The sequence below is a fragment of the Brevundimonas pishanensis genome (assembly GCF_022750635.1).
Classification (GTDB): Bacteria; Pseudomonadota; Alphaproteobacteria; order Caulobacterales; family Caulobacteraceae; genus Brevundimonas; species Brevundimonas pishanensis.
On sequence record NZ_JAJKBG010000001.1, the window covers coordinates 31,655 to 54,751 of the forward strand.

The window sequence follows — 23,097 nt, forward strand, 5'->3', positions numbered from 1 at the left end:
GATGATTTGTGACGGTCCGGCCAGACCTTTTATGACAGTCTGTCTAAACGTTGCGCCGTTACAGAAGGCGCTTACGCATAGCCTGCGACAACATGTCGATCAGGGTCACGGCCACAACGACCACGATAACCACTGCCGAAACGTCGCTGAAGGCGAAGGCATTCATGCGGTCGAACAGCACCTGACCGATACCGCCTGCGCCGATGAGGCCCAGAACGGTGGCCGAACGGGCGTTCGATTCAAAGCGGTAGAGTGCGAACGAGGTCCACAGCGGAGCCACCTGAGGAATAACGCCCCAAATGATCTCGTGCAGCTTCGAGGCACCGGTGGCGCGGACGCCTTCAACCGGACCCTTGTCGATCGACTCGACGGCTTCGGAGAACAGCTTGGCCAAAACGCCGGCCGTGTTCAGCGCAATCGCCAGAACACCGGCGAGCGGGCCAAGGCCCACAGCCACGACGAACAGCAGACCGATGACCAGATCGGGGATCGAACGCAGGGCATTCATGATCCAGCGAACCGGCTGAACGACCCATACCGGAGCGATGTTGCGCGCAGCGGCCAGGCCCATCGGCACGCCGAGGAAGACAGCCAGGAAGGTGCCCCAGAGCGCAATCTGTACCGTTTCCCACATCTTGGAAACGAACAGCTTCCAGTCAGCGAAGTTCGGATCCAGAAGGTCCGCCGCAAAGCTTTTGATGTTCGCCGAATTGGTGAACAGACGCGAGACGTTGCCCAGATCAACAGCATCGAAGCTGATGAGCAGAAGTACGGCCATGCCGCCCCAGATGAGGGCGTCCAGTGCCCAAGCGCCGGCCGACTTTACCGGAGGCTTGGGAATGGCCGTCGAAGTGACGGGTTGTGCGGTCACGGTTGTACCTCGCGCAGGGCACGCAGGCGGTTCAACTCGGCCTCGGCCTTGGCAGCACCGGCGGTGTCACCCTTGGCCTTGGCGTCCGTCAGAGCCTGGTCGGCGATCATTTCGCGAACCGGGTTCAGGTAGGTTTCGTCGGCAGCGTTGAAGCCCGAATAGTTCAGGCCCTTGAGAATTTCGCGCTGACGCTCGGCCTCGGCACCTTCACCACGACCGTAGTTCAGGAAGAAGGTACGCAGCTTTTCTTTGACAGCCGGATCCATGTCCTGACGCACGACGATGCCCGCTTCCGGGATCGGGGGCGAACGCCAGATTTCTTCGAGCTGCGAAGCGATGGTCGGGTTTTCGCGGGCGATGAACACGGTGTTGATCGTGTTCGACGTCGCGACCTGCACCAGACCGTTAGCCACAGCAAACGAGTTTGCCTGGTGATTAGCGGCGCGCACAGTCTTGAAGCACTGCTCCGGAACAACACCCTTGGGGTTGAACAGGAAGGTCAGCGGAGCCAGCGTGCCCGAGGTCGACAGCGCATCACCGATGCCGAAGTCGTACTTCTTGCCGCAAGCCAGCACGTCATCAAGCGTAATGCCCGAACCCTTTTTGACGATCAGGGTCGAGGAATAGCTGTCACGGCCTTCCGGATCGACGATGCGGGCCACCACTTCGCCGTTCGAGCGGTCGATGGCTTCAATCGCCGTCTTGGCCGGGAACCACGCTGCCTGGATCTGGTTGCCACGCATGGCTTCGACCAGAACGGTGTAGTTCGATGCGAAGTACGGCTTCACCGGAACGCCAGTGGCCTTGGACAGATCATCCAGCAGCGGTTGCCACAGAGGGCCCGAAGAGGACTGGCCTTCAGCCGGCAGGATGGCGAACTGGATTTCACCAGCGCCGCCCTTGGCCGCCTTGTCGCCCGAGCCGCACGAAGCGAGGCCCAGAGCCATCACGGCACCGGCCACAAGACCTAGTGCGCGACGTGAAAAACGATATTGGGTCATGCCGTAGCCTCCCAGAACGCGTCCTCGTATTCGGGACCGTAAATTTCAATCAGGCGCTGTGTATCCAGTCCCGTTGCCGGGCCATCGTAAACGACCTTTCCCTTTTGCAGGGCGATAACGCGGTCGCAGTAGCGAATGGCGTAATCAACCTGGTGAAGGGTCACAATCACGCCGAGACCATCGCGCTTGTTCAGCTCGACCAGCAGCTCCATCACCTTGCGGGCGGAAACAGGGTCCAGCGAAGCGACAGGCTCGTCCGCGAGAATGGCTTTGGCACCTTGTAGCAGAACGCGTGCGATCGCGCCGCGCTGCTGCTGGCCACCCGACAGGGTGTTAGCACGCTGGGCGGCGTAGTCGGACACGCCGACGCGGTGCAGCGCAGCCATGGCCCTTTCTTTGTCAGCCTTAGGCCAGACGCCGAAATAGCCACGCCAGGTCGGCAAGCGACCTACCGAACCGATCATAACGTTCGAGAACAGGCTCAAACGACCGACCAGGTTGAACTGCTGGAAGATCATGCCCAAGCGTCGACGCGAACGACGCACGTTTTTAGTGACGCGACCATTTTGCTGGACGACGTCGCCAAAGACAGTGATCGTTCCGCCCGGATCAATCGGGTGAAGACCCGTGATCGAACGGAGCAAGGTGGACTTGCCCGAACCCGAAGGACCAATAAGGGCGACCATTTCACCGGCGCCGACCTCGACGGTCACGCCGTCGAGCGCCTTTCTGGCCCCGTAGGTCTTCGAGACGTCGCGTACCGACGCAACGGCGGATGATGAAGAACTCATGAACCCGTGGATGAGGTTGCAACAAAGGGGGCGCCGCATGACGCGAGAATGGCGCAAGGGCAAGTCTTAATGACACGCCTAGGTCGATTTCGTCCAGCCTGCGGCACTTCCGACATCCGTCGCATACGCAAAAACACACATTAACTGTGCGTAACTCCTGCGGGAGCGCCCCAAAATTACCTCTTTACATTCAGTCCCAATAATCCCATATCGCGCGTTCCGGCGGACCCCGTAGGTCCTCACTTGCGCCGCTAACGCCGGTCTGGGTTTAACAACTAACAGGGGGTTACGTGAATTGCGCACGTACCAACTTCCCCTGGACCTGGTCCGTGAGCGGTCCCCTGAGCGTCCAGTCGCACTCGTGCGACCGGCCTCGGTTTCCGTAGCAGCGCGCTGGTTCCAGAATAATCTAAAAGCCGACGTCTTCTATGCAGTGAAGGCGAACCCTTCGCCATGGGTTATCGAGACTCTCGTCGCGAACGGCGTGAATGCGTTTGATGTCGCCTCTGTGGCTGAAATCGAACTGGTTCGTTCGGTTAGCAAAGACGCGCGTCTGGCTTTCATGCATCCGGTCAAGAGCCGTGGCGCGATCAAGTCGGCCTACTACGATCATAATGTCCGCACCTTCGTGCTGGACAGCCATGACGAGCTGAACAAGATCCTCGACGTCACCAACCATGCTGCCGACCTTAATCTGGTTGTACGTATGGGCGTGTCGGCGGATGGCGCTGCCTATTCGCTGTCGGGCAAGTTCGGTGTGTCGCCGGATCAGGCCCCTGCTCTGCTGTTGGCCACGCGTCAGGCTGTTAAAGACGGCCTGATGGGCGTCAGCTTCCACGTCGGTTCGCAGTGCATGCGTCCGTCCGCCTATGAGGCCGCGATGACCCAGGTCGGTCGCGCCATCAAGAAGGCTGGCGTGTTTGTGGACATCGTCGATGTCGGCGGCGGCTTCCCCTCGGTCTATCCGGGCATGGTCCCGCCGGACCTGAACGAATACGCCGATGCCATCCACCGCGGCTTTGCCGAGATGCCGGTGTCGGAAACCACGGAACTGTGGTGCGAGCCGGGCCGCGCAATCGTGGCCGAAAGCTCGTCGATCCTGTGCCGCGTCGATCTGCGCAAGGGCGATGCCCTGTACCTGAACGACGGTTCGTACGGTTCGCTGTTTGATGCCACCCACTCGCGTTGGCCGTTCCCGACCAAACTGGTTCGTGACGGCGAATCCGCGTCGGAGCTGAAGCCTTTCCGCTTCTATGGTCCGACCTGCGACAGCATCGATCACATGCCGGGTCCGTTCTGGCTCCCGGCCGATATCCGTGAAGGTGACTTCATCGAGATCGGCATGATGGGTGCCTATGGGGTCGCCATGTCGACCGGCTTCAACGGCTATGGCTCGCACGACATCGCTGTCGTCGAGGACGCGCCGATGGCCTCGCTCTATGGTCTGGCCCCGCGCTCGATCCCGACCGTACGCACCACCGCCGAGGAAAACTCGCGCAAAGTGGTTCGCCTGTCGCGCCCCAAGGGCAAGGCTGGCCAGCGCAAACGTCGCAAATAACCTCTTTCCGGACCGGCCCCTTCGGGGCTGGTCCAAAAAACACTCCATGGCGCCAAAAACGTCATAGGGCGTTTGTATAGATAGCGGCCCGTCGCTCCGTCCGGGTCGCTGTTTCAGTTTTTGACGGGCGCTCAAATCTTTAGGGAAACCGCTGAAATGACCGCTCAGTCGAACATGAAGGCTCAGCTGCTCAACAATACCGTCGAGCACGTAGACATCGCATCGTACGACGCCCGTCCGATCATCGACTCGATGCGCAAGATGTCGTTCTCGTCGCGCGACACCGCTCGCGCCGCCGACATCTTCAACATGGCTCTGGAAGACAAGGCCTGCTCGCCGTGGCTGATCCTCGCGGGTTCGACCTCGGCCGGTGGCTGCATGCACGTTTACCGTGACATGGTTCAGAACAACATGATCGACGCCGTCGTCGCCACCGGCGCTTCGATCGTCGACATGGACTTCTTCGAAGCTCTGGGCTTCAAGCACTACCAAGCCGACAGCCAGATCGACGACAACGTCCTGCGCGAAAACTACATCGACCGTATCTACGATACCTACATCGATGAAGAAGAGCTGCAAGCTTGCGACCACACCATCCTCGAGATCGCCAACAGCCTCGAGCCGCGCCCGTATTCGTCGCGCGAATTCATCTGGGAAATGGGCAAGTGGCTGTCGGAAGGCAACGCCAAGAAGCCGGGCTCGCTGATCCAGACCGCCTATGAAAAGGGCGTGCCGATCTTCTGCCCGGCCTTCGTCGACTCGTCGGCTGGCTTCGGTCTGGTCAAGCACCAGAAGGAACGTGCTGCTGCTGGTAAGCCGTACATGTGCATCGACGCGGTTGCCGACTTCCGCGAACTGACCGACATCAAGATCGAAGCTGGCACCACCGGCCTGTTCATGGTTGGCGGCGGTGTTCCGAAGAATTTCGCTCAAGACACCGTCGTCTGCGCTGAAATCCTCGGCGTCGAAGCCGACATGCACAAGTACGCCATCCAGATCACCGTGGCTGACGTCCGTGACGGCGCTTGCTCGTCCTCGACCCTGAAGGAAGCCGCTTCGTGGGGTAAGGTTTCGACCACCTACGAACAAATGGTCTTCGCTGAAGCCACCACGGTTGTTCCGCTGATCGCTTCGGACGCTTACCACCGCGGTGCCTGGAAGACCCGCGACGCTCGCCAGTTCGCCAAGCTGTTCGGCAAATAAGCCCAGCCATAGCGCATGAAATGAAAGCCCCGGCAGAGCGATCTGCCGGGGCTTTTTCGTGCGCGCGCAACGCTCGCCGTGCAGGAGCGTTGTTTTCCAACGACCCTTGAGATGAGGATAAGCTATGGGCGAAGACGAAAAGACCCGCGAAGAGCGCTTGAAACGCGCATTGGAAGGTACGGATTCCGGCTCCGATACCCGCGCCGGTTCGCTTCGGGGGGGATCGGCATCCGGCTCGGACAATGATCCGGATACGGATGCTGTTAACGCCGATCTCGCCGAAAAAGGTCGCCAGCTGGCCAAAGACAAAACCCGGGCAGAGGACGAGAAGTCACAGCCCGACAAGGATGTGTCGTGAATGACCCAAACGCGCCTTGCTGATGACGCCTCGATGGTTCAGTGATGGACTCTAATCTAAGGCTTGGGACCTGATAGGTAGATGAAGCCCTTTGGAAATTTACTGCTGACCGCCGTAGCCGGCATTGGTCTGGTGGCCTGTGACGGGTCGTCCGGAACGGTCGCTGCACCTGCCGACGAAGTGGTCGCTGGCGAAGCGGTTGATATCGCTCCTGCCGGTTCTCAGGGCGGCGCGTCTTCGACTTCCGGTACGCCGCTGGCGAGCGGCGCTCCGAAGTTTGCAACCCTGTATCCCGAAGCCGAACTGAGCCAGCCTGTGGTTCAAGCCAATGGCGCTGATGGCCCCGGTGGTCTGGCAGAGTTTGTTACTCCGGCGACGCCGGACGAAGTGGTCGCCCATTATCGCAAACTTGCCGGGGATGCCGGGCTGAAGCCTGTGATGTCGATGAATCAGGGCAATGCCCGCGCTTTTGCTGCCCTGAATAACGAGGGTGCCGAGGTGCAGGTCGTGGCCTCGCCGGATGAAGCCGGTGCCACCTCCGTTCAGTTGACGTGGAAGTCGGGCCGCTAAGGGCCGCCCCAAAGATAGGTGCCATGATGAAATCGCCCGCTCTTCTGGCCCTTTTCCTGTCCGCGACCGCGCTGGGTGCATGCGTCGGCACTCCCGCCGCTTACGAAGCCCGGGCCGTCAAGGCGGACGATCACGCCAAGGGTTATTTGGGCCGCGACGCGCTGCAAGCTCTTGCCGACGCCGTACCGGCCCCGCCTTCGGCAGGCAGTCCCGAAGAGTCTGCCGACCACGCGGTATCTGCGTCGTATAAAGTCTTCGAGAATACCGACCGTTGGCTATTGGCGACCAGCCATGCCGAAGTGCGCATGCCGTTCGCGCTGCAGCATTTCGACTGCGTCCTGGGTGTCCGGTTCAATCCGGCAGAAAACGCTGCCCCTGCCACCGCTCGCCTGATGCAGCGTCTGTTCGAGGACGCCGAGGGCGCTTCGACGATTGTTAAACTGCGCGCCTATCGCGCTCGACCCGTCGAGGATGATGCGGACCGCCTCGCTTGCCAGACGGTGTCGGCGGCAGGGCGGGCATCGGCATCCTATCCATCGGGAACCGCAACAGTGGCTGGCGCCTACGGCGCGGCTATGGCTGCCATTGCGCCGGACAGCGCTGTCGTGGCGCAGGAAATCGGTCGTCAGATTGCGCTCAGCCGGGCGGTGTGCGGCATGCACTACCCGACCGACGTCCGTGTCGGCTATGGGCTGGGCCAAAAGGTTTTCGAACAGGCGGCCCGTTCCCCCGCCTTTGCCGATGACCTGGCTGCCGCGCGGGCCGAACTGGCTGTGTTGCGCGCGCAGAATGTCACCAACCCCGGCTGTGCCGCTGAGCGCGGCGCACTGGCCATGACGGCCGACCTGCAGCTCTGATGCTGTCCTGGTTGGTCTCCAGCCTGATCACCTACCCTCCGGCACCCGCTTGTAGTGCCGAGAAACACCAGCAAGCGATGCAGGTATCAGACGAGCCCTTTCGTCTGGATTGTTCCCTCGTTCTTGTGGAAGGCCAAACTATCCCCCGCCCCATCCTGATCGAAGGGCCTCCGGGCAGAGGCGTGGGGCTGAACTGCCAGGGCGGTACGGTTGGACGTCGGGACCTGAGCGTATCCATCGCGCGGCCCACGATCGCCATCCGATCCCGCAAGACCGCAGAGGGCGTTTGGGAGCGTCCTCACTCTCTCGCCGTCAGGAACTGTACTGTTCTGGGCAATATCCGCATCTTCGGCATGGGGGCGGATGGCGGATATGACGATCTGCGTCAGTCCTCTCGCCTGCCTGGCCACACCATACGGGCGCAGGCTGCTGCACCGACGCAGGTCTGGCTCGATAACCTCGTACTCACCGGACGTGGTTCTATCCCCCTATACATCGGCACAGGCGTGACCGCGGTCAGCCTTACCAACTCCACCCTGAACGGCAGTTCTACGGCCACGGCCATCTATCTGGACGCCGAGAGCCGTGGAAACACCATACGCGATAACCGCATCCTGACCCGCACTGCGCGTGAAATGATCGCCATTGATGGATCGGCCCATAACCTGATCACCGGCAATCGCTTCGACCTTCACGGCAAGCCGGGCATCTTCCTTTATCGCAACTGCGGAGAGCGCGGCGTGGTGCGGCACCAGACGCCATCGAACAACACCATCACCGGCAACAGCTTTACCGGGGCATCCTGGTTGCGTCCGCGCCTTGTCGTCGAGAACGCCCGCAACGGCAGCCGGTCCTATTGTCGCGATGATGCGGGCTATCCGTTCGGCAGCAGCGTGGATGACCGCGACAACGCCAGCGGCAACCGCATCCAGAACAACAGCCGGAACTGAAAAGGGCGGAGCCATTGGCTCCGCCCTCTCGTGTTAACGCTTCGGACCGGTCAACGGACTGTAGAGGTCCGTGCGACGGTCGCGGAAAAAGCCCCAAGCCGCGCGGTGGCGGTCGAGGAAGTCGAGGTCGAAGGTCGCGACCAGCACGCCCTCTTCGTCATGGCCAAAGCTTTGAACCAGATCACCGCGATGGTTGGCGATGAAGCTGTGGCCATAGAAGGTCTGGCCGGCCTCGGTCACCTGCTCGTGGCCGATGCGGTTTGCACCGACGATAGGCACGACGTTCGAGACGGCATGGCCCTGCATCGCACGCTGCCACGGAGCGGCGGTGTCGAGGCTGTCGTCATGGGGCTCGGTGCCGATGGCGGTCGGGTACATCAGCACCTCTGCGCCTTGCAGCATCATGGCGCGGGCGGTCTCGGGGTACCATTGGTCCCAGCAGATGCCGACGCCAACCTTGCCGAAGCGGGTGTTCCAAACCTTGAAGCCGGTATCGCCCGGACGGAAGTAATACTTCTCCTGATAGCCGGGGCCGTCAGGGATGTGGCTCTTGCGATAAACGCCCATAGCCTCGCCGTCCGCATCCAGCATGACCAGCGAGTTGTAGTACTGCGGGCCTTCGCGCTCGAAGATCGAGACGGGGATGGCCACGCCCAGTTCCTTGGCAATCGGCTGCAGCTGGGTCACGCACGGGTGCTTGTCCCACTCACAGGCATGCTCGAACCAGTGCTCTTCCTGCGAAACGCAGAAGTACGGGCCTTGGAACAGTTCCGACGGCAGGATCACCTGCGCGCCCTGCTGGGCCGCCTCACGGATGAAGCCGATGGTCTTGTCGATATTGTCCTGCAGGTCGGTGCCGTAGGACGTCTGGATACCGGCGACGGTGATGTTGCGGGTCATGCGGGCTCCTGCTGGCTGATGCAGTGGAAGGAACCGCCACCGGTCAGGATGGCGATGGACGGCGACGGGATGATCTTGTGGTCCGGATAGACCGTGGCCAGAGCTTCGCACGCCATACGCGCGGCGATGTCATTGCCATAGGTCGGCACAACCACAGAGCCATTGCCAATGAGGAAGTTCATATGGCTGGCCGGAATGGCTTCACCATCCTCGTCCTTGACCAGACCCGGCGACGGAATGCGCAGGACCTTGATCTGACGGCCAGCTGCATCGGTCGATTCCGACAGGATACGAGCGGTTTCGTCGTAAACGTCCGCGTTCGGATCATCTTCCCCGAAAGCAATGGGGCAAGCCACGACGCCCGGCGCGACAAAGCGGGCCAGATTGTCGACGTGACCGTCGGTATGGTCGTTGAGCAGGCCATCGCCCAGCCAGATGACCTTCTTGGCCCCCAGAGCCTCGGCAAACGCCGCCTCGGCCTTTTCTTCGGTCCAACTTTCGTTGCGGTTGGTGTTCAGCACGCACTGACGGGTGGTCAGCACGGTACCTTCGCCATCGTGATCGACTGCGCCGCCTTCAAGGATGAAGTCGTGACGGGTGATGGCCACCCCCGTTTGCTCGCCGATCTGGTCGGCCACGGTGTCATCGTACGGCAGGTCGTACTTGCCGCCCCAACCGTTGAAGGTGAAGGCATTGGCGCTGCTCGAGCCCGCACCGAAGATCGGTCCGGTATCACGCAGCCAGATGTCGCCAAAGCGACCGGCGATGACTTCGACACCTTCGACGCCAGCGAAGCGAGCACGTGCAGGCTCTAGGGCCTCGTCGTTGCCAACCATCAGCTTGACCTTCTCGCGGCCAGCCTCGGCCAGCGCCAAGACGAGGGCTTCGACCTCGTTCTGTGCTTCTTCCAGATCTTCCTGCCAAAGTTCGGCGTGGCTGGGCCAGCCAACCCACATGGCGCGGTGCGGCGTCCATTCGGCAGGGATAGGAGCGGTGGTCATCGGGGCGTCCTCGAGAGGCCGTGGAAACAAATAAACGAAGCGCGGCAGATAGGGCTTTTGCCCCCCTACTTCAATGGTAGGCGACCAAAGCCCCAAAGAGAAAGGGCGGCCCGTTTCCGGACCGCCCTTCCCTTAGTCAGTTCTGACTTACGCTAGATTAGAAAGCGTAACGCAGGGTTGCCATGACGGTGCGCGGCGAACCGATGCCAGCGAACGGACGGCTGTAGCCCAGAGCGCCCGGGGTCGCCGAAGCGCGGGTGCCGAGGGTCGAGTAGTATTGCTCGTCAAACAGGTTGGTTGCGTTGACTTGCAAGTAGGTGCCCTTGAAGCCCAGCGGCTCGAAGTCGAAGCGCATGTCCAGGTCGACAACGGTGTAACCGTCGACGGCCAGGTCGTTCACGTCGGTGACCCAACGCTCGCCGGTGTACTTACCTTGGATACCAGCCGAGAAGACTTCGTTGAACTGGTACGAAGCGCGCAGCGAGAACATCTCTTCCGGCGTCTCGACTTGCTTCTTGCCCTTGGTGAGCAGGATGTTCGGGACGCGCTCGCCGTTAACGGTCGAGTAGCTGTAGATGTAGTCGTCTTGCAGTTCCGAGTTCGTCAGGGTCATCGAAGCGTACAGGCTCAGAGCTTCGATCGGCGACCAGCCGAGCGAGGCTTCGAAGCCGGTCGTTTCAACGCCACCGACGTTACGGTCAACGTACTGGCCCAGGTCTTCGTCCCAGGTCGAGACGATGCGGTTCTGGAACTCGTTGTAGAAGACCGAGGCGTTAGCAACCACGGTACCCGAAGCGTAACGGTAACCGAAGTCAACGTTCTTCGAGGTTTCCGGCTGAACGGTCGGGTTCAGGATCTCGGTACCAACGCGGGTCACTGCGTACAGCGAGTCCGTGCGCGGAGCCGACAGCGATTCCGAGTACGAACCGTAGATCGCGTGACCGTTGCCGAAGCGGTAGGTCGCGCCAACGTTCGGCAGGATGTCGTCGAACTTAACGGTGCGCGAGTACGGAGCGATGTACTGGGTGGTGCCGCGACCAGCGAAGGTCACGTTGCCATTTGCCAGGGTCGCAGTCGGCTTCTCCGAGGTGCACAGCACGTTCGACGAAGCGTTTTGCGTGTAGCAGTACTGGTTCAGTTCACGCTCGAAGAACGGAGCGCGGACGCCGACGTTCAGGGTCAGAGCGTCGTCGAAGAACTTACCGCGGTATTCCAGCGAGAACTGGTTCAGCGATGCGATCGACTTACGGTCACGAGCCTGCAGAGCGAAACCGTCTTGGTTCAGCACGCGGATCGAGTCGTCGTTACGACCACCGAAGACGTCCATCCACTGCGGAGCCGACGGGTTCGAGAAGTCGATGAAGGCGTAGTCGCCGGTCTGACGGTGACGGCCCCAGTCCAGAGCGTATGCGAAGCGCAGACGGTGCTGGTCGTTCATGTCCCAGATCAGCGAGCTGTTCAGGCCATAACGGTGGGTGTTTGTGTTCGACGGGGTGTGAACGCGAACGCGGTCGAGCATGTCGCCGTCGCCGTTCAGGTCAACGCCGCCGGTGGCTTGCGAGCCGCGCAGCAGCAGCCAGGTCAGGTCGCTGTTGCCGCTACGAGCCACTTCCGACTCTGCCATCACGGTCTGGCCCGAGCCACCGTTTGCCAGGGTGTACTGGAACGACGGGTCGACGGTCAGGATCAGGCCTTCGGCCAGGGTGAAGCGCGAGTTACCGCGGATGTTGCCGGTGTTCGACGGGTTGGTGCGCAGACCCCAGTAGTTCGAACTGTTGGTGTCGTAGTCGGCGACGCCAGCGCGAACGGTCGGAGCGGTGTAGGTGCGGTCGAAGTCGACGCCCCAGCCGAACGGGCTGGTTTCAACGTCGCTCGGCAGCGAACCGGTGGCCGTCATCAGGTTCGGGCCGTTGTAGTTGTAGTTGCGGTTCTCGTTGTAGTGACCCGAGAGAGCAACGAAGTCGCCGTTATCGCCCAGCGGCTGATAGATGCGGGCGTTGTACTGGATCTTCTCGATGTCGCCGAGACCCTTGAACTTGTCGTAGTTGGTGTACGACACGGCAGCCCAAGCCGAGGTGCCCCACGGACCGATTTCGCCGGTGTCGACGAGGCCCATGATGCGGCGGTAGTTGAAGTCACCCAGCGAGCCCTGGATCCAGCCACCGAACTCTTGGCCCGGACGACGCGACACGTAGTTGATGGTACCACCGGTGGCCGAAGCGGTCGGGGAGTCAACGTCGGTCGAACCGGTGTTGACCGAGGCACGCTCGATCAGTTCCGGGTCCATTTGTTGGTTGGTGTAGGCCGAGTAGTTGCCGGTGTCGTTCAGCGGTATACCGTCGAAGGTCAGCGAGACGCGAGCGCCATCGAAGCCGCGCAGACGGATGTTACCGCCCGACGAACCGTAGGGGTCAGCGTTGGTGAAGCTCAGGCCCGGGGTCAGGTTCAGGGTCGCCAGGATGGTTTGACCAGCGGCTTGCGACGAGATGAACTCTTGGGTGACCGTGTTGCGGGTCTTGGCAATGTTTTCCGAAACAGCCAGGCCGTCGATGTTACGCGGGCCGCGAACGCCCGTAACGACGACTTGTTCGACTTCTACGGCTTCGGTGCCGGTCGACTGGGCCGACGCGGTGGTGGCCATGCCGAGCGCAATGGCGAGAGCCGATGCGCCGAAGGTCAGGCTGCGAGCAAAATTAGACAACGGTGATCCCCTTTGTCGTGCCGCCGAGGTGAGAGGGGCGACACTTGTGTCATTGGATGGCCGGGGATTTAGGCGATCCAACAGAAAGTTGGGCGACAATCATGTGACAGTAAGATGACAGCGACCGAGGGTTGCTATCATGACACAGGTCTGTGGACTAAGGCCCGGAAGGCCCATTTATCAGGACGATACGCGCCCCATGGCGGCCGCTACGGCCCACGCCGTACGCTTAATCGCGCGAGGCTCGTGATAGTTCCCGTTAATTTGTGTCTTTGAAAGGACATGTGCGCGGAAACGTTTGAACAGCGCGGTATCAACCTTGGCCGGAGCGCTCCAGAACTGGTCTAGGGACTTCTGGTCGGTCAGCCCCTCGAAATCGAAGAAGGCTTGCCCCAGAACCTTTACCGGCGTTCCAAAGCCCAGCGCCGACAGAGCCGCACTGGAATTGTTCACGACCATGCCGCTTGAGGCGCGGCACATGTCGGCCAGGTTGCCACCGTCCACAAAATCCACACGCGAGCCGATGCTGCGTGCACCGGCCAAGCTTCGCACCACCGCGCGCAGATCCACCAGCCCCGGATCGAGCGGGTGGTTTTTGAACACCAGCCGCGCATCTTTGGGCGCATGCTGGGCAAAGCTGGAGATTACCTTGGCTATGAAGGCGGTGTTATCGGCAAACTTAGAGTAGCGCAGGAGCTGGTTGTCGCCCTCGCGCTGCAGGCAGGCGATGAAGAACGGGCCGCGCGCGGCCAGAACATTCGCGTCGACTTCCTTCTTGGAGCGCATCGCCAGTTTGAAATAGCGCTGTACGTGGCTGACGCACTGAAGCCATGCCGGAACGGTGTAAGGATTGCGGTAGTTCGGATACAGCCAGCCACCCACCAACTGGATCAGGTGATAGGTGCTGATGTTCATCACGTGGTACGGCAGAATGCGCCCCACGCTGTGGCTGACTTCCAGCTCCGGCACCGGAGGATCATAGCCTTCCGGCACACGGGGCAGTTGGCTGCCCGCATTCACGCCGTTGCGCTCAAGCGTAATCCAGTCGGGACGGAAATAGCCGTTCTCGAGCACCCAGAGGCGCGCAGGAACCGATTTCGCCAGCGTCGAGACCGTCTGATTATATGGACCGCTCTCGCCGAAAATGACGATGTCTGTGTATTCGGATGCGATCTCGGGGAATTTGCGGTGCCATTCGGTCGCAGATCCCAAGAAGCGGCGCAAGCCTTTGGCTCGCCACGTCAACGCATCACCGGCATTGAAAGCAACACGGTCAACCGTCTCTGCACCCAGCGCGTACAACGACTTGCGCAGATGTCGCCCGAACGGGCCGAACGGTAATGTTACCAGCAAAAATCGCCGACCGTGCAACGTCCTAATGTCTCCGTCAGCGAGCTTGTTCTGATCAGGATCGTAAGGGGCGAGCAAAGCGGGGGGTTCTCTTTGGCAATCGATCGTTTGTTTTAATGGTCGGACGAAGGACGACTGACTGTGGACGCGAACATCACACTGCCATTCGTAGTCACGTTCGACCGAATGACCAACCGAAAAGTCAAGCTTAAGGCAGTATTTGAAGCAAGAACCGCAGGCCACCACGAAGGGCAACCTGCGGTTCACGCAACTCAGACTTCGTTGACTGTCGAGGCGGAGGCCGGAGCCTCCTCCCCTTCAGATTAGAAGTTGATGTCGATGGTCGCGCGGCGGTTCAGCGGCTCGCGAACGCCATCGGCAGTTGCCTTGGCCAGCGAGGTTTCACCACGGCCGTCCAGCGACACGACGCCACCGTTCACGCCTTGAGCCACCAGGGCATCCGCGACGGTACGGGCACGACGGTTCGACAGACCCAGGTTGTAGGCTGCGTTACCCGAGGTGTCGGTGTGACCAACGACCAGGATACGGGTCGGAGCGCCCGACTTGGCGTAGTTGGCAGCTTGCGACACAACCGAGCGAGCTTCTGCGGTCAGGTCCGAACGGTCGAAGTCGAAGTAGACAACGAACTGACGGGCTGCCGGCTTAGCCGGTTGGACCGGCGGCGGCGGCGGCGGCGGCGGGGTCACCGGCGGCGGCGGCGGAGGCGGCGGCGGCGGCGGCGGCGGCGGTGCATCTTCAGCGCCGAAGGCGTAACGCAGACCCAGGGTCACGGTGTGCGACTGATCATAGTCGCCCGACCATTCACCGAATGCCGGCGAAACAGCAGCCGGAACAACCGAATCCCAGTTCGCGTCACCGGTCAGGTAACGGTAGGTCAGGTCAACGTGTGCACGGTCCGAAACGGCCCAGGCCAGACCAGCGATTGCTTGAGCAGCAAACTTGGTCGACGAGTCGTCAGCAGCGAAAGCGCCGCCCGGAGCTTGGCGCAGACGGCCGACAGTGTCGACGTTCACGCGGTTAGCACCGACACCCAGACCCACGAACGGACGCAGGTTCCAGTCTTCGTTGCCGAAGTCATAGATGACGTTGGCCATCAGGGTGGTGGAGGTGATGTCACCTTCCGGCGAGTGGCACGGGCCGGTTGCCGGGGTCAGGTTGCACAGGCCTTGTTCGCCCGAAACAGCGCGAACGCGACCAATGTCACCCGAGCGGTAGCCGCCTTCGAGTTCCATACGCCAGTTCGGGTTGAAACGGTAACCGAGGCGGGCGAAAGCAGCCCAACCATCGTTCACTTCCCAGTTCCAGTTTGCACCGGTGGTGGACGATTCGGCATTGATGTCGTCGATGATGTGGTAACCCGCATCAATCGCGCCGTACCAGCCGTTCGGCTCGGCCGAAGCGGCGCCTGCCGCAAACAGCCCAGCAGCGGCGACACTGGCAAGAAGTTTCAGCTTCATGGTGTCTCTCTCTCACTGAAGTTATGAGTCCGATGCCGATGCGTCTCCGCAAAAGCACTCCAGCAACGAACGGCATTGCAGCAAGCCGGTTCCTTGGAATAGCGTCGAATGTGACGACTGTGGCGCCATTCCAACACATAATCGGTGGAACGGGGCCCGATGGGGCCAAATTTGGACGGATATCTGAAAGGTGGGCTGAATGACTGACGGTTTCAAAGGCCAGGTGGCCATTGTCACGGGCGCAGGGGGTGGACTGGGTCGCGAGCACGCGTTGGCGCTGGCCGCGCGCGGCGTAAAGGTTGTCGTTAACGATCTTGGCGGGGCCCGCGATGGCTCGGGGGCGTCGCAATCTGCGGCGGAGGCCGTTGTGGCGGAAATCGTGTCCGCCGGTGGCGAGGCCATGACCAGCGGCGCGTCGGTCACCGACTTCGAGGCTGTATCGCGTATGGTTGCCGAAACCATGGAGCGTTGGGGCCGGATCGATATTCTGGTGAACAACGCCGGGATCCTTCGTGACAAGAGCTTTGCCAAGATGGAGCTGGATGACTTCCGTCTGGTCGTCGACGTGCACCTGATGGGCGCAGTTAACTGTACCAAGGCCGTTTGGGAAATCATGCGCAGCCAGAACTATGGCCGCATTGTCATGACCACGTCGTCCTCGGGCCTGTTCGGTAATTTCGGTCAGTCCAACTATGGCGCTGCCAAAATGGCACTGGTCGGCCTGATGCAGACCCTCTCCATCGAGGGTGCCAAGAACGACATCCGCGTTAACTGTCTTGCTCCCACTGCCTACACGCGCATGACCGAAGATCTCGGTCTGCCGCTGGATGCGCTGGAAGCCCGGCTTGTGACCCCGGGTCTGGTTCACCTCGTCAGCCCTGATGCTCCGACGCGCTGTATCCTGACCGCAGGCGGCGGGGGCTTCGAGCGGGCTTATGTCACGCTGACGCAAGGCGACTTCATCGTCGGCGACGACGCAGCCGAACAGGTCGCGGCGCGCTTCGACAAGATTTCGGACCGCGAGGAAGAAATCATCCCCGAGATGGGGGCTGCACAGGCCATGATCGAACTGGGCAAGGCCCAGAAAGCTCACGGCGGCTCCTAATTATATAGAGGCGGGAGGGGGCAGATTTGCGCCCCCTCCCCTTCAATAGGATGAGCGAACGATTGTATGTCGCCGCCAAATCCGGCTAATCGGAACGAATGTTAGCTCGCCCCCCGAGCTAAGGATGTTCGAAGATATGACCCAGACGCCGCCTCCCTCCAGCGAACAATCGGTAGTTGCCATGACGTCGCGCGCCCGCCACGTCATCCAACTTAATATCGAAGCCCTCCAGGCTCTGGAGCGCTCTCTGGATGAGTCGATCGCACGGGCCAGCCAGATCATCCTGTCGCGTCCGGGCTATGTCGTCGTGACGGGCATGGGCAAGTCGGGCCACATTGGCGGCAAGATCGCCGCGACGCTGGCCTCGACCGGCACCAACGCCTTCTTCGTGCACCCCGCTGAAATGAGCCATGGCGATCTGGGCATGTTGCGCCCTGACGTCACGGTACTGGCCATTTCGAATTCCGGCGAAAGCCGTGAGCTGCGTGACCCCCTGATCTTCTGCCAGCGCAACAATATTCCGGTCATCGGCATCACCCAGCGTCCGTCCAGCTTCCTCGGGCGTCACTCCGAGGTCGTACTGACCATGCCCAAGGTGGCCGAGGCCTGCCCGGAAGGTCTGGCCCCGACGACATCCACACTGATGACGTTGGCTCTGGGCGATGCTCTGGCCATGGTGCTCATGGAACAGCGCGGGTTTACCCGCGAAGATTTCGGCATGCACCATCCGGGCGGCGCACTGGGCATGAGCCTGCAGAGCGTGCGCGAATGGATGATGGACCACGCCGCCTCGCCGACCTGTGTCGCAGCCGAAACGCCGTTCAAGGACGTCGTGTCAGCCATTACCGAGGGTCGCAAAGGCACCGTGGCAGTGGTCAATGACGACGGCACCCTTGCGGGCATGGTGACGGACGGTGACGTCCGCCGCGCCTTCGCCAACGACATCCAGAACATTACCGCCGCCGACATCATGAGCCGCTCGCCCATTACGGTGGATCCCAGCCAGCGTATGCGCGACGTGGTCGATCTGTTGACCGCCAACAAGATCAGCAGCCTTCTGGTGGTCGAAGCTGACAAGCCGGTGGCCGTCATCCACATCGCCGAGCTGATGCAGGCGGGCTACGTCTCCTGATGGTGCAAACCGTCCTGCTGGATGCCAGTCGGCTCCTGAGCCGGACCGAACGCTCGGCACCGACCGGTATCGACCGCGTGTGTCTGGCCTATGCTGAATGGCTGATCGCCCATCCCCACTACCGTATGGTCCCCGTGCGGACCCGCAAGGGGCAACTGGCGCTGGTCGATGATGTCTGGTTCCGCAAGCGAATGGCCGACTTGCGTCATCGCTGGAACGGTCTGGCGCTCGCCGAAGAGCGCCCGCAAGACCGTGCACTGATCGACGCGTTGTGCGCACCACAGGTGCCAGCACATTCGGTCATGACGCCCTTGCCGGACGAAGTTCCGACCGGAAAGAAGCGCCGGGTCACGCACCAGTTCTTCCGCGCGCGCCGCGCGGCCGTTCCAGATGCCATGGCCTATCTCAATGTGGGTCACACAGGACTGGATGAGCCGGAACTGCTGACGTCACTTGCTGAGCGCAACATTGCCCGCATCCTGCTGGTGCACGACCTTATTCCGGTGACCCATCCCGAATATTGCCGGGCGGGTGATGACGCCAAACACGCGCGTCGAATGAACCATACCCTGTCGCTGGGCACCCACATCATCGCCAACAGCGCCTACACCGCTCACGAACTGTCAAAATTTGCCAAGGCGCAGGGGCTGCCGTTGCCGCCCGTCGATGTGGCGCATCTGGGTCTGGAGAGCCATCTCAGCGCGGTCGCGCCGCTCAAGACCGCCCGCCCCTATTTTGTGCATGTCGGGACCATCGAGGGGCGCAAGAATCTGGCCTTTCTGCTTACGGTCTGGCGCACGCTGGCCGAAAGGCATGGGGCCAATACACCAAGCCTCGTCCTGATCGGTCGATATGGTTGGGAAAACGAGACTGTTCTGGACCTTTTGCATCGCAGCCCTGCTCTTCGTGGGCATGTGCACCAGGCCGAAGGCATGGCCGATGCCACGCTTTCACGTCTTATGCTCGGCGCACAGGCTGTGTTGGCTCCCTCAAGCGTCGAGGGTTTCGACCTGCCTGCCGTCGAGGCCAGCGCTATGGGCATCCCGCTGATTGCATCCGACATCCCGCCACACCGCGAGTTGACGCCGCAAGCGCGACTGATTGATCCGATAGACGGCAACGGTTGGCTGAAGGCGATAGAAGACTACACAACAGCAAAGCCTGTTGTTGGCCAATATAATGCCCCGACTTGGGACGCACACTTCTCCATAGTAGAGCAACGGATACTCAACCCTCTGGCGGCACGACGCCAAGAGGGGTAAGTCTCGGGAAACGGAACAGAGCCGACTATGACCAGAACTGCCGCAAGCCTGATGCTTCTCGCCATCCTCGCCGGTTGCCAAACCCTGCCGCGGGACGGGCCTTCGGGCGCGGGCGTCGTCAAGGGCGCTTCGGACGCGGAGGCTACGCGCAGCTACGCTATCGTCGACCTGTCCTTCGAAATGAGCGAGCGCCTGCGTCTGGCACCGCCGCGCTCGTTTGCCGGTCTCGCCTTGGCCGATAGCAACGAGCCGACCGACATCATCGGCATCGGTGACGGTCTGGCTATCAGCATCCTGTCGCCGGGTTCGACCCTGTTCGCCTCGGGCGACAGTAACGGTGCCCTGCCGCCGATGACGGTGGATCGCAACGGCGCTGTCTCGATCCCCTATGCCGGTTCGGTCAATGTCCGTGGCATGACCCCTGGCCAAGCCGCGACGGCCATCCGCCGCGCACTTGCCGGTAAGGTCGGCAATCCGCAGGTGTTGGTCAGCCTCGCTTCGTCGTCGTCCAATGCGGTGACCGTTCTGGGAGATGTGCGCAATCCCGGCCGTCAGACCCTGACCGCCAACCACGGCCATCTTCTGGATGTTATCGCCGCAGCAGGCGGGTCTTCGCGTTCGCCCTATGACGTCGACGTTGTCATCATGCGCGGCGGCCAGACCTATTCGGCCCCGCTGTCGGTGGTCACCACCAAGTTTGATGAAAACATCCGCCTGCAACGCGGCGACCAGGTGAACCTGACCTATCGCCCGCGCCGCTTCTCGTCGTTCGGTGCGTTTAATGCCGTTGCGCGCAGCGAACTGCCGCCGGGCCCGATGACCCTGACCGAAGCCCTGAGCGGCGTCGGCGGTCTGGATTCCAATCAGGCCAATGCCCGTTCGGTTCTGGTCTTCCGCTTTGAGCGCCCCGAAGTCGCGCAGGCTCTGGGAATGACCCAGCCGGTAACCTCGCGCGGCGTGCCGGTGGTGTACCGCCTCAACCTCAACGAAGGTCAGGGCTTCTTCATCGCCAGCAACTTCCAGATCGAGCCTGACGACATCATTTACGCCCCGCGCGCAGGTGCTGCCGAAGCACGCAAATTCTTCGAAGTTGTCCAGAGCCTGACCCGCGTCGTCTACGACGTGTCGGTAACCAACACCGCCCTGACCAACTAATCTAATGTCGATCGTCGAGCGTCTGCGCAGAGTGTGGGGTTTGAAACCCGACCCTGCGCCTGCGCTTGGCGAGGTCGAACCGGACGACGAGCTGGAACTGCCCGAAGGGCTTCCCGAGCAAATCCGTACGGTCGAACAGGCCGCTTTGGCCATCTATCAACGCCACGGCCTGCCCACCGCTCCCGTCAGTTACCTGCGCAAGGGTGCGGACATGCCTTGGGAGCCCCTGCCCGAGAAACTGACGCCGCCGGAAAAGTGGGCTCTGTTAAACAGCGCTCCGCGCGATGCAAGTTGGCGCTATGGCGACCGTGCCGTGGTCGGGCGGCATCACGAGATCGCGGAGGTGCGCAATGCCTCGACCCTGCTGGCCACCTGCGACAGCCTGAGGCGTCGGCTGGAGGGCCACGAGCCCGTGTCCGCCCAGGACATCTCTGACGCCATGCTATTGGGCACGGCTGCCGGCGTATTGATGACAACGGCCCATACGCCGCTGAGCGAACACGTCGAACCCATCCACGTGCCGCTCACGTTTATAGCGGTGGATGACGAGGACTAGGCTTTCAGGCCGACTGCCTCTGCCAGAAGCTGAAGCGAGCGCACCCGCGCCGCAGGGTCCCAGATCTGGCTGGTGATCATCAACTCGTCCGCCCCCGTGCGGGCGACAAAGTCCGCGATCGTACTACGCACAGTCTCTACCGAGCCCACAGCCGCACACGACAGGGCGGAATCGACAACCGCCTTGGCGGTACCGTCGAGCCGTTCGTAGTAACCCACCTGCGGTGCAGGAAGCTTGCCCGCCTTGTTCAGGCGCAGGTTCACGAAGGCTTGCTGAACCGAGGTGAACAGCAGACGAGCCTCTTCGTCCGTGTCGGCGACGAAGGCGTTATAGCCCAGCATGAGGTGCGGCTTTTCGAGATGCTCCGAAGGCCGGAAGGTCTGGCGGTAGATGTCCGCCGCCCGCATCATCTCGCCCGGCGCGAAATGGCTGGCAAACGCGTACGGCAGCCCCATATGGGCGGCCAGTTGAGCACCATAGGTGGACGATCCCAGAATCCAGACCTTCACGTCCTGACCCTCACCGGGATAGGCCGCGATCCGCTGGCCTTCCTGAGCCGGCTGGAACCAGTGCATCAGCTCCATAACGTCTTGCGGGAAGCCGTCGACATCGCCCTGAAGGGTACGGCGCAGAGCGCGTGCCGTTAATTGGTCGGTACCCGGCGCACGGCCAAGGCCAAGATCGATACGACCGGGATAAAGTGCCGAGAGGGTGCCGAACTGTTCCGCAATCACCAGCGGCGCATGGTTGGGCAACATGACCCCGCCAGCACCAACCCGAATGGTCTTGGTCGCCGCTGCGACCGCGCCGATCACGACCGAAGTGGCGGCGCTGGCGATACCGGGCATGTTGTGGTGTTCAGCCAGCCAATAGCGGGTAAAGCCCGCGGCCTCGGCATGTACGGCCAGATCGACCGTGTTCCTCAATGCCTGACCAACGTCAGAGCCAGCGGGAACGGGGGCGAGATCGAGTATGGAATAGGCGGTCATCCTACCGATATGGGGATGCCTTACGGCAACGCCATACCGGCAGGAGAACCATTTTAGGCTTTAGCTACCGGCCGGGCAGTCGCCCAGACGCTCGGCAGTCATGGTGATCTTGGTTTCGGCCATGGCCGGCGTCGGCGCCGGATCCATCTTGGTCGTCACTTCGGTCACATATCGGGTGTTGAAGTCGCCGGTGATCTTGACGGTCGAGTCAGACTTCATATTGCCCGGCAGCTTGCAGCTGGCAGTCGATACCATGGCGTCACCCTGACGGGCGAACGGAGTGCTGGTGCAGTCCGCGCCCGCTTGCTGGGCGGCGGCAGGGGCTTCAAGCTTGGCTTCCTTGATGCACATTTCCTGCGGCGGTACCGACGCGCCACCCGGCATACCGGTCATGGCGGTGGTCACACGCCACAGACCCGGCTTAGGGGCCTCGAGCGTAGCCAGAGCCGCTGCAGGTGCAGCCGCGCCGCCGGCTGCGGCATCGCCATCAGCCTTATTTGCCGACGGATTACATGCAGCCAACGTCAGGGCCGCAACCGAAGTCAGGCCGAGCAAAGCAAATTTGTTCATTGTTGTTCCCTCTCTCCCTCTGGGGAGAAACGAACAACTCTTCGAAGGGCCTAGCGTTCGAGCTTGGCCGCAAATTTAATCCAGACTTACGCCTGTGGTACGCATGATCTCGGCACGAAGTTCCGGCAAGCCCGCACCTTTTTCAGAGGAAGTGATGGCTACATAGGGATAGGCCGCCGGACGCTTGGCGATGGCTTTCAGGGTCGCAGCCTGAACCTTTTCGGCCTCGCCCTTTTTGAGCTTGTCCGCCTTGGTCAGAACGATCTGGTAGGACACTGCTGCCAGATCCAGTGCATCGAGCGCCTCGTCATCGACCTTCTTCAGGCCGTGACGGGCGTCGATCAGCAGATAGACGCGCTTGAGGGTCACACGACCGCGAAGATAGTCGCGGCCGAGGTCCTGAAAGCGCCGGACTTCCTTCTTGGAGGCCTTGGCCCAGCCATAGCCGGGCAAGTCCACCAGACGCAGCTTGTCGTCGAGGTTGAAGAAGTTCACCTCGCGCGTCCGGCCCGGCTCGTTGGAGGCGCGGGCCAGCTTGTGCATACCGACAAGCCCGTTGATCAGGCTGGACTTGCCCACGTTCGAGCGTCCCGCGAACGCGATCTCGGGGAGATCGGGCTCTGGCAGTTGCTCGATTTTGGCGCAGCCGAGCATGAAAGTGGCCTGACGCGAAAACAGGACGCGCGCGGCCTCAATCTCTTCGGCGGAATACTCGCCAACCTTGGGTTCATCCAGCACT

The 23,097-nt window shown here is 61.6% G+C and carries 22 protein-coding genes; 11 read left to right on the top strand and 11 right to left on the bottom strand.

Annotated features, from left to right (window positions below; genetic code table 11):
- Positions 1-58 precede the first annotated feature (58 nt).
- Genes phnE through phnC form a run of 3 tightly spaced genes read right to left on the bottom strand, consistent with a single transcriptional unit; the run spans position 59 to position 2,663 of the window.
- The gene (phnE, locus tag LOX95_RS00145; RefSeq protein ID WP_242912267.1) at positions 59-871 is read right to left on the bottom strand and encodes a phosphonate ABC transporter, permease protein PhnE; all 813 of its coding nucleotides are present in this window, start codon (positions 869-871) and stop codon (positions 59-61) included.
- A complete protein-coding gene (phnD, locus tag LOX95_RS00150; RefSeq protein WP_242912268.1) occupies positions 868-1,872 on the bottom strand; it encodes a phosphate/phosphite/phosphonate ABC transporter substrate-binding protein in 1,005 nt (334 codons plus the stop codon). Before phnD ends, phnE begins: the two co-directional genes overlap by 4 nt.
- Positions 1,869-2,663, bottom strand: coding sequence for a phosphonate ABC transporter ATP-binding protein (gene phnC, locus LOX95_RS00155; protein ID WP_242912269.1), 795 nt, complete (start codon positions 2,661-2,663; stop codon positions 1,869-1,871). Before phnC ends, phnD begins: the two co-directional genes overlap by 4 nt.
- A gap of 295 nt (positions 2,664-2,958) precedes the next feature.
- Here phnC and LOX95_RS00160 point away from each other — a divergent pair, with 295 nt between their 5' ends.
- The 6 genes from LOX95_RS00160 (at position 2,959) to LOX95_RS00185 (ending at position 8,159) form a co-directional block, all read left to right on the top strand.
- The gene (locus LOX95_RS00160; RefSeq protein ID WP_242912270.1) at positions 2,959-4,221 is read left to right on the top strand and encodes a type III PLP-dependent enzyme; all 1,263 of its coding nucleotides are present in this window, start codon (positions 2,959-2,961) and stop codon (positions 4,219-4,221) included.
- 156 nt (positions 4,222-4,377) lie between these two features.
- Positions 4,378-5,424 (top strand): 1,9-bis(guanidino)-5-aza-nonane synthase, encoded by a 1,047-nt coding sequence (locus LOX95_RS00165; protein WP_242912271.1) that lies wholly within the window; start codon positions 4,378-4,380, stop codon positions 5,422-5,424.
- A 124-nt stretch (positions 5,425-5,548) separates the two neighbouring features.
- Positions 5,549-5,782, top strand: coding sequence for a ribonuclease (locus LOX95_RS00170; protein WP_242912272.1), 234 nt, complete (start codon positions 5,549-5,551; stop codon positions 5,780-5,782).
- Positions 5,783-5,863: 81 nt separating this feature from the next.
- Entirely contained in the window at positions 5,864-6,352 is a 489-nt protein-coding gene (locus tag LOX95_RS00175) for a hypothetical protein (protein WP_242912273.1), read from the top strand.
- Between the two features lie 23 nt (positions 6,353-6,375).
- The gene (locus LOX95_RS00180; protein WP_242912274.1) at positions 6,376-7,209 is read left to right on the top strand and encodes a phosphatase PAP2 family protein; all 834 of its coding nucleotides are present in this window, start codon (positions 6,376-6,378) and stop codon (positions 7,207-7,209) included.
- The gene (locus LOX95_RS00185) at positions 7,209-8,159 is read left to right on the top strand and encodes a right-handed parallel beta-helix repeat-containing protein (RefSeq protein WP_242912275.1); all 951 of its coding nucleotides are present in this window, start codon (positions 7,209-7,211) and stop codon (positions 8,157-8,159) included. Before LOX95_RS00180 ends, LOX95_RS00185 begins: the two co-directional genes overlap by 1 nt.
- Before the next feature lie 33 nt (positions 8,160-8,192).
- On the opposite strand, the gene aguB is transcribed toward LOX95_RS00185, so the two are convergent.
- The 5 genes from aguB to LOX95_RS00210 form a co-directional block, all read right to left on the bottom strand.
- Complete coding sequence (gene aguB, locus LOX95_RS00190; RefSeq protein WP_242912276.1) at positions 8,193-9,059, bottom strand: N-carbamoylputrescine amidase; 867 nt, start codon at positions 9,057-9,059, stop codon at positions 8,193-8,195.
- Positions 9,056-10,060, bottom strand: a complete 1,005-nt coding sequence (locus tag LOX95_RS00195) for an agmatine deiminase family protein (protein WP_242912277.1) — start codon at positions 10,058-10,060, stop codon at positions 9,056-9,058. The genes aguB and LOX95_RS00195 overlap by 4 nt, the downstream gene beginning before the upstream one ends.
- 157 nt (positions 10,061-10,217) lie before the next feature.
- Complete coding sequence (locus tag LOX95_RS00200) at positions 10,218-12,761, bottom strand: TonB-dependent receptor (protein ID WP_242912278.1); 2,544 nt, start codon at positions 12,759-12,761, stop codon at positions 10,218-10,220.
- Positions 12,762-12,941: 180 nt separating this feature from the next.
- Positions 12,942-14,114: a capsular biosynthesis protein gene (locus LOX95_RS00205; protein ID WP_242912279.1), complete on the bottom strand. Its 1,173-nt coding sequence runs from the start codon at positions 14,112-14,114 to the stop codon at positions 12,942-12,944.
- Between the two features lie 320 nt (positions 14,115-14,434).
- On the bottom strand, positions 14,435-15,589 hold the full coding sequence (locus LOX95_RS00210; RefSeq protein ID WP_242912280.1) for an OmpA family protein: 1,155 nt from the start codon (positions 15,587-15,589) through the stop codon (positions 14,435-14,437).
- Positions 15,590-15,788: 199 nt separating this feature from the next.
- Here LOX95_RS00210 and LOX95_RS00215 point away from each other — a divergent pair, with 199 nt between their 5' ends.
- The 5 genes from LOX95_RS00215 to LOX95_RS00235 all read left to right on the top strand — a co-directional run bounded on the left by LOX95_RS00215 (position 15,789) and on the right by LOX95_RS00235 (position 20,799).
- Positions 15,789-16,694 (top strand): SDR family NAD(P)-dependent oxidoreductase, encoded by a 906-nt coding sequence (locus LOX95_RS00215; protein ID WP_242912281.1) that lies wholly within the window; start codon positions 15,789-15,791, stop codon positions 16,692-16,694.
- 124 nt (positions 16,695-16,818) lie between these two features.
- Positions 16,819-17,826: a KpsF/GutQ family sugar-phosphate isomerase gene (locus LOX95_RS00220; protein ID WP_242912282.1), complete on the top strand. Its 1,008-nt coding sequence runs from the start codon at positions 16,819-16,821 to the stop codon at positions 17,824-17,826.
- Entirely contained in the window at positions 17,826-19,088 is a 1,263-nt protein-coding gene (locus LOX95_RS00225) for a glycosyltransferase family 4 protein (RefSeq protein ID WP_242912283.1), read from the top strand. Before LOX95_RS00220 ends, LOX95_RS00225 begins: the two co-directional genes overlap by 1 nt.
- A 27-nt stretch (positions 19,089-19,115) precedes the next feature.
- A complete protein-coding gene (locus LOX95_RS00230) occupies positions 19,116-20,243 on the top strand; it encodes a polysaccharide biosynthesis/export family protein (RefSeq protein WP_242912284.1) in 1,128 nt (375 codons plus the stop codon).
- A gap of 4 nt (positions 20,244-20,247) precedes the next feature.
- A complete protein-coding gene (locus LOX95_RS00235) occupies positions 20,248-20,799 on the top strand; it encodes a hypothetical protein (RefSeq protein ID WP_242912285.1) in 552 nt (183 codons plus the stop codon).
- Here LOX95_RS00235 and LOX95_RS00240 read toward each other — a convergent pair.
- The 3 genes from LOX95_RS00240 to yihA all read right to left on the bottom strand — a co-directional run bounded on the left by LOX95_RS00240 (position 20,796) and on the right by yihA (position 23,096).
- Complete coding sequence (locus tag LOX95_RS00240) at positions 20,796-21,788, bottom strand: LLM class flavin-dependent oxidoreductase (RefSeq protein ID WP_242912286.1); 993 nt, start codon at positions 21,786-21,788, stop codon at positions 20,796-20,798. The genes LOX95_RS00235 and LOX95_RS00240 overlap by 4 nt on opposite strands.
- A 60-nt stretch (positions 21,789-21,848) precedes the next feature.
- Positions 21,849-22,358: a DUF3617 domain-containing protein gene (locus LOX95_RS00245; protein WP_242912287.1), complete on the bottom strand. Its 510-nt coding sequence runs from the start codon at positions 22,356-22,358 to the stop codon at positions 21,849-21,851.
- Positions 22,359-22,433: 75 nt separating this feature from the next.
- Positions 22,434-23,096: a ribosome biogenesis GTP-binding protein YihA/YsxC gene (gene yihA / locus LOX95_RS00250; protein ID WP_427846554.1), complete on the bottom strand. Its 663-nt coding sequence runs from the start codon at positions 23,094-23,096 to the stop codon at positions 22,434-22,436.
- Between the last annotated feature and the right edge of the window lies 1 nt (position 23,097).